Source organism: Streptomyces sp. NPDC002911, from assembly GCF_053591835.1.
Genome location: NZ_JBSFUO010000076.1, coordinates 1 through 3,345, shown reverse-complemented (window position 1 = coordinate 3,345; position 3,345 = coordinate 1). Strand labels below are relative to the sequence as shown.

The window sequence follows — 3,345 nt, the reverse complement described above, 5'->3', positions numbered from 1 at the left end:
GTCTTCGGTGATGAGGCGGCGCTGCTGGATGAGACGCGGTTTGCGCAGCCGGCGTTGTTCGCGGTCGAGGTGGCGTTGTTCCGGTTGGTGGAGTCCTGGGGTGTGCGTCCTGACTACCTTGCGGGTCATTCGATCGGTGAGGTGACGGCGGCTTATCTGGCGGGTGTGTGGTCGTTGGAGGATGCGGCGGCTTTGGTGGTGGCGCGGGGCCGGTTGATGCAGGCTCTGCCGTCGGGTGGGGTGATGTTCGCGGTTGAGGCGGCGGAGGGTGAGGTGGTGCCCTTGTTGACGGAGGGTGTGAGTGTCGCGGCGGTCAATGGTCCGACGTCGTTGGTGCTGTCGGGTGTGGAGGAGGCGGTCGCGGGGGTGGTGGCGTGTTTCCAGGATCGCAGGGTGAAGCAGTTGCGGGTTTCGCATGCTTTTCATTCGCCGTTGATGGATCCGATGCTGGAGGAGTTTCGTCAGGTCGCGGCAGGGTTGACGTACAACGAGCCTGTGGTGCCGGTGGTGTCGAATCTGACCGGTGAGGTGGCGGACGTGGGCCGGTTGTGTTCGCCGGAGTACTGGGTGGAGCACGTGCGTGGCACGGTCCGTTTCCATGACGGGGTGCGGGCGTTGCGGGAGCGGAAGGTTTCGACGTTCCTGGAGTTGGGTCCGGATGGTGTGCTGTCGGGGATGGTCGCGCGGGACTGTGTTCCGTCCCTGCGGCGGGAGGTGCCCGAGGACCGGGCGTTGCTGGCCTGCCTTGGTCAGTTGCACTCCCGTGGTGTCGATGTCGACTGGGAGAAGGTGTTCGCCGGGACCGGTGCCCGCCGTGTCGACCTGCCCACATACGCCTTCCAGCGGCAACGGTTCTGGCTGAATTCGAACGTGTCGGCCGGTGATCCCGCCTTCGCGGTCGAGCACCCGCTGCTCGACTCCGTGATCAGTCTTCCCGACACCGGCGGTGTCCTGGGTACCGGCCGGCTGTCGCTGGCCGCCCAGCCGTGGCTCGCGGACCACGCCGTGTCCGGCACGGTCCTGCTGCCGGGTACCGCCCTCGTGGAACTCGCCGTCCGTACCGGGGACGAGGTCGGCGCGCGGTCCCTGCGCGAATTGATCATCGAAGCCCCTTTGGTGATCCCCGACAAGGGCGCGGTACGGGTGCAGGTCTCGGTCGGTGAGGACACGGGCGGTATACGGCCGGTCGCGGTGTACTCGCGGCTCGACGACGCGGAACCCGGAACCCCCTGGGTCCGCCATGCCCACGGCCAGCTCGACGACGAGGCACCGGCCCTCGGCACCACCCTCGGTGTCTGGCCCCCCGAAGGTGCGCAGTCTGTCGACCTGACGAATTTCTACGCCGACCAGGCGAGCGCCGGATACTCGTACGGGCCGCTGTTTCAGGGCCTCAGCACGCTGTGGACCCTCGAAGAGGAGATCTACGCCGAGGTCCTGCTCCCGGCGGACGATGCCGAGGCGGCGGCCGGGTTCGGCCTGCATCCCGCACTTCTCGACGCGGTCCTGCACTGCGGCGCCTTCACCGAGCGGAAGGCCGAGGAGGGCAAGCTCATCCTGCCGTTCGCGTGGAACGGCTTGACGCTGCACGCCTCAGGCGCCACCAGCCTGCGAGTACGCATGACGCCCACCGGACCCGAATCGGTGGCGCTGGAACTCGCCGACGGCGACGGCGCCCCCGTCGCGTCGGTCGAGTCGCTGGTGCTGCGCGCGGTCGCCGACGAGCAGGTCAGGGCTGCCGGGCGGACCGGTCCCGGCACGGACGCCCTGTTCGCCGTCGAATGGACCGCCATGCCGCCCGGAGCGAAGGCTGGCACTACTGCCGCCGTCGTCCCGCACCCGGTGTCGATGGCGCTGGACGTCGAGGAGCTGGTGCGGTCCGGCGCTTCGATGCCGGACGTGCTGGTCGTTGACGCCGTCGACGGTGTCGTCAGCCCCGAGCGGATCCGCGGCCTCGTCGGTCGTGTCCTCGGCATCCTTCAGGCATATTTCGCCGCGCCGGAACTCGAATCGACCCGCCTGCTCGTCGTGACGCGCGGTGCGGTCGGTGTCTCCGGCGACTTCGAGGTGACAGACCCGGCGGGCGCCGCGGTCTGGGGCCTGGTACGCGCCGCCCAGGCCGAGAACCCGGACCGTGTCCTGCTGATGGACGTGGACGAGCTCCAGGCGTCCCGGCCTGCCCTGGCGGGTGTACTGGCTACCGGGGAAGCCCAGGTGGCGGTACGCGCAGACGTCGTCCACACGCCCCGGCTGATGCGGGCCGCGGCCGACCCGGTGACCGGGCCCGTACCGGATCCCACGGGGGCCGGACGCGTGTTGGATCCCACAGGGACCGTGCTCGTCACAGGCGGCACCGGGACGCTGGGCGGGCTCGTCGCCCGGCACCTCGTCGCCGCACACGGCGTACGTCACCTGTTGCTGACCAGCCGTCGCGGGCCGGAGGCGCCCGGTGCCGGGGAACTGATGGCCGAACTTGAGGCTGCCGGAGCGAGCGTCACTGTGGTGGCGTGCGACATGTCGAAACGCAGGGCGGTGAAGAAGCTTCTTGCGGCGGTCTCGTCCGACGCGCCGCTGACCGCTGTCGTGCACGCGGCGGGAGTCCTCGACGACGGGGTGATCGCGAGCCTGACGCCGGAGCGGATCGGCGCCGCCTTCCGTCCGAAGGTCGATGCCGCGCTGACGCTGCACGAGCTGACACGCGAGATGAACCTCTCGGCGTTCGTCCTGTTCTCGTCGGCCGCCGGTGTGATCGGTGGCCCGGGGCAGGGCAACTACTCGGCGGCGAACGCGTTCCTGGACGCCTTCGCCCAGTGGCGCCAGGCGCAAGGGCTGTCCGCCGTCTCCCTGGCCTGGGGCCTGTGGGCAGAGTCCGGCGGCATGATCGCTACGATGAGCGAGTCGGACCAGGCCCGTATGGGCCGGGGCGGAGTGCTCCCGCTGGGCACCGGGGAGGGCATGGCCCTGCTCGACGTGGCCCTGTCCGGCGAGGCATCCACGCTCGTGCCGGTGAAGTTCGACTTCGCCGCACTGACGGAGCAGGCGCGGGCCGGACAACTGCCGCCGATACTGAGCGGTTTGGTCCGCCGACCGCGCCGCACGGCCCGCACCGCGGCCGCGGGCACCGGCTCGGCCACCGGTGACTCCTTGGTGGACCGCCTCACGACGCTGCCGCACGAGGCACAGCAACGTCACCTTTTGGAGGTGGTGTCGGGTGAGGTTGCGGTGGTGTTGGGGCATGCGGGTGCGGGGAGTATCGGTGCGGGTCAGGCGTTCAACGATCTTGGTTTTGACTCGTTGACGGCGGTGGAGTTGCGGAACCGTTTGAACGCTGTGACGGGTCTGCGGCTG

General features: G+C 69.6%; 1 protein-coding gene. It reads left to right on the top strand.

From position 1 onward, the window contains the following. Positions 1 to 21: 21 nt before the first annotated feature. Positions 22 to 3,345: SDR family NAD(P)-dependent oxidoreductase (locus tag ACWD04_RS33820; RefSeq protein WP_451137558.1), on the top strand; the 3,324-nt coding region annotated here is incomplete at its 3' end.